Below are 3,588 nucleotides of genomic sequence, written 5' to 3' on the forward strand. Positions count from 1 at the left end.
GGGTCGAGGTGATACGCGGCGGCATACGGTCGCGGATCACCTCGAACCGCGCGGGTGAGGGGTCCGAGCGGGTCAGGCGGCGTGGGCCAGGGCGTCCTCAAGTGCGGCGAGGACGAGGGCCACCCGGTCGGGGCGCGCATTGTGACCCATCAGGCCGATGCGCCACACGGTCGAGGCGAACTCGCCCACCCCGGCGCCGATCTCGAGGTCGTGGCGCTCGAGGAGGTAGCGGCGCACCGCGGCCGAGTCGACGCCTTCGGGGACGCGGACCGTCGTCAGCTCGGGCAGGCGCGAGCCCTCCTGGGCGAAGAGGGACAGGCCCATTTCCTCGAGACCGTCCTGCAGGAGGCGCCCTGCCTCGGCATGACGGTCCCAGACTTTCTCGAGGCCCTCGTCGGCGATCCGCTGCAGAGCGGCGTGCAGGCTGACGACCATCGCCGTCGGGGCGGTGTGGTGGTAGGTGCGCTTGCCGGCCCCGGAGGCCTCGCCGACGTAGCCACCCAGCAGGCCGAGGTCGAGGTACCACGACGAGGGCTTGACGACGCGGCGCTCGAAGGCGCGGTCGCTGATGGTGAAGGGGGCGAGTCCGGGGGCGACGCCGAGGCACTTCTGCGTGCCGGCGTAGCCGATGTCGATGCCCCAGTCGTCCGCGCGCAGCTCGATGCCGCCGATGCTGGTGACCGCGTCGACGAGCAGCAGCGCGTCACCCTTGAGGGCGCCGAGAGCGGCGATGTCGGAGCGGACGCCCGTGGAGGTCTCGGCGTGGACGGCGGCGATGATCTTCGGCGAGGGATGTGCCCCGGCGACCCGCTCGGCGTCGACGGGTGTGCCCCACTCGTGGTCGACGCGGACGACCTCGGCGCCGTGGCGGCCCGCGACGTCGACCATGCGCTCGCCGAAGAGCCCGTTGACGGCCACGACGACGACGTCGCCGGGGGAGACGGTGTTGACGAAGGCGGCCTCCATCCCGGCCGACCCGGTGGCCGACAGGGGCAGGGTGCGGCGGTTGTCGGTGCCCCAGACGTGCCGGAGCAGGTCGCACGTCTCGTCCATGATGGCGAGGAAGTCGGGGTCGAGGTGCCCGAGCAGCGGCGCCGCCAGGGCGAGGGTCGCCTCGGGGTAGGGGTTGCACGGTCCGGGGCCGAAGAGGTGACGCTCGGCGATCGGACGGCGGGTGGTGGCGGGCGGCGTCGTGGTCATCAGAATCCAGCTCCGGGGTTGAGGATGCCCTGCGGGTCGAGGGCGTTCTTGATGCGGTGGGTCAGGGCCATGACGTCCGGCCCGAGCTGCTCGGGGAGGGCGTCGCGCTTGAGGCGGCCGATGCCGTGCTCACCCGTGATGGTGCCACCGAGCCCGATCGCGAGACTCATGACCTCCGAGAAGGCCAGAGTGGCGCGCTCCTTCGCGCCGGCGTCACCGGCGGGGTAGACGATGACGGGGTGGGTGTTGCCGTCCCCGGCGTGCGCGACGACGGGGATCTCCACCTCGTGGCGACGGGAGATCTCGGCGATGCCGGTGAGGAGGTGGGGCAGCCGCGGCACCGGCACACCGACGTCCTCCAGCATGATCGCGCCGCGCCGTTCGATGGCGACGATCGCGGCGCGCCGGGCCGCCACGAACATCTCTCCCTCGACCGCGTCCGTCGTCGTGAAGCACTCGCGAGCGCCCCCGACCTCGCACAACCGCTGCATGACGGCGATCTCCTCGCCGCGAGCTGCACCGGGTGCGTCCGACTGCGCGAGCAGCATCGCACCGGCGTCACGGTCGAGGCCCATGCTGCGGTGGTCCTCGACGGCGTTGACCGAGGTCTGGTCCATCAGCTCCATCATCGACGCGCGGAGGGTGTTGCCCACCGCGACGACCACTCGGGCAGCGTCCTCGACGGTGTCGAAGGTGGCGACGAGCGTCGCGGGCGGCGCCTGGGCCGGAACGAGCCGCAACGTCGCCCTCGTCACGATCCCGAGGGTGCCCTCGCTGCCGACGAAGAGCTTGACGAGCGAGAGCCCCGCGGTGTCCTTGACCCGCTGGCCGCCGAGCTGCACGAGCGTGCCGTCGGCGAGGACGACGTCGAGGCCGAGGACGTAGTCGGTCGTGACGCCGTACTTGACGCAGCACAGCCCACCGGCGTTGGTCGCGACGTTGCCGCCGATCGAGCAGATCTCGAACGACGACGGGTCGGGCGGGTACCAGAGCCCGTGCTCGGCCGCAGCCTGCTTGACCTCGACGTTGAGGGCGCCGGCCTCGACGACGGCGGTGCGCGTAGCCGGGTCGATCTCCACGGCCCGCATCCGCTCGAGGCTCAGCACGAGGCACCCGTCGATCGCGTTCGCGCCGCCGGACAACCCGCTGCCCGCTCCGCGAGGCACGACGGGTATGCCGTGCGCGCCGGCCCACCGCACGGTGGCCTGCACGTCGGCCGCGCTCGACGCGCGGACCACGGCCAACGGCATACCGGCGCCGGCGTCAGCCGTGTAGTCGAAGCGGTAGGCCGCCACGCTGTCGGGCTCGGTCACCAGGGCGCCCGGCGTCAGGGACTCGGCGAGCTCCCCGAGGGCCCGCAGGTCGGGAGCGTCCTTGCTCACTGTCGTCACCGGACCACCGTAACCACGACCGTCGGGTCGCGCGTCCCGGCCACGCGACGGCGTATGCCGTCCCGCTCGGCCGTGAGGACCGGCCGCCCCCGCTCCGGCGGACACCGGCCGGCGCCACATCGATCCGTCGACCCCGCCCGGTAGGTTTGCCGCATGGGATGGCTGTCGCGCACCTTCAAGCCCGATGCGGACGACGTTGCCGGCAGAACGGAGCCCGCTCGGGGCGGCGCACCGGCGGGGCCGTCCGTCCCGGTGCCCGCTGCGGCGGGACGGACGACAGGGGCGTCGAGCCCGCAGGGGCGCTACGGGCCGCTCGTCTCGGTGACCCGCTTCGACACCGCACCGCCGGAGCTCGAGTGGCAGCTGCCCCTCAACGGCGAGCTCTACCGGGTCGTGCCGGGCTCCGACCGCCCGGACTACTCACTCTTCGTCCTCGAGCGGCCGGTCCACTTCTACCCCCGCGACGGCTTCGACCTGGGCCGGGTCGAGCCGCAGCAGCAGGTGCAGGACCGGAAGGGCCGCACCATGGTCCGGGTGCACGCCATGCTGCTGTGCGCACGCTTCGTCGGTCAGCAGCTGCATCCGGGCATGACCGACCTCGCCGTCAACCTCGCCTACGTCATCGACAACTCCCTGGCCCGCGACGCCGAGGTCGACTTCGCCAAGATCGAGTTCGCCGGGACCGGCTTCCTCAGCGAGGGCCACACACCCGGTCGAGACACGGACCCGGCACCCGAGCCGACGTCGGAGAACGCGGCCACCACGCGGCATACGACCTCGGACGTTCTCGACGAGCTGGCCTGGACGCTGCGCCACGGGATCGAGGAGCAGCGGGGGGCACCCCTCCACCGGATGACCGCAGCCATCACCGTCGATGGCGACCACCGTCTGACCGGGCTGTCGGGCAACGCCGACGGGCAGGCCCCCGTGCCCACCCCGGACACGTTCGGGCGCATGGCTGAGGTGCTCGAACGCCTCGCCCGACTCGACGGAGGGG

At 72.6% G+C, this 3,588-nt stretch carries 3 protein-coding genes; 1 reads left to right on the plus strand and 2 read right to left on the minus strand.

All coding sequences use genetic code 11. The features are described 5' to 3' along the window. Positions 1-72: 72 nt before the first annotated feature. Both AC1DP0_RS19675 and AC1DP0_RS19680 read right to left on the minus strand, forming a co-directional pair. Entirely contained in the window at positions 73-1,200 is a 1,128-nt protein-coding gene (locus tag AC1DP0_RS19675) for a pyridoxal-phosphate-dependent aminotransferase family protein (RefSeq protein WP_478087824.1), read from the minus strand. Further along, positions 1,200-2,591 carry an FAD-binding oxidoreductase gene (locus tag AC1DP0_RS19680; RefSeq protein ID WP_478087826.1) on the minus strand — a complete coding sequence of 464 codons (1,392 nt, stop codon included), beginning with the start codon at positions 2,589-2,591 and terminating at the stop codon, positions 1,200-1,202. Before AC1DP0_RS19680 ends, AC1DP0_RS19675 begins: the two co-directional genes overlap by 1 nt. Before the next feature lie 153 nt (positions 2,592-2,744). Here AC1DP0_RS19680 and AC1DP0_RS19685 point away from each other — a divergent pair. Then, positions 2,745-3,588 (plus strand): hypothetical protein (locus AC1DP0_RS19685; protein WP_478087829.1); only part of this gene is annotated, 844 nt, incomplete at its 3' end.

The organism is Terrabacter sp. P5_B1, from assembly GCF_056400505.1.

Coding starts and splice junctions, on each gene's coding strand:
- AC1DP0_RS19675 (WP_478087824.1), bottom strand. CDS start 1,200: ATGACCACGACGCCGCCCGCCACCACCCGCCGTCCGATCGCCGAGCGT.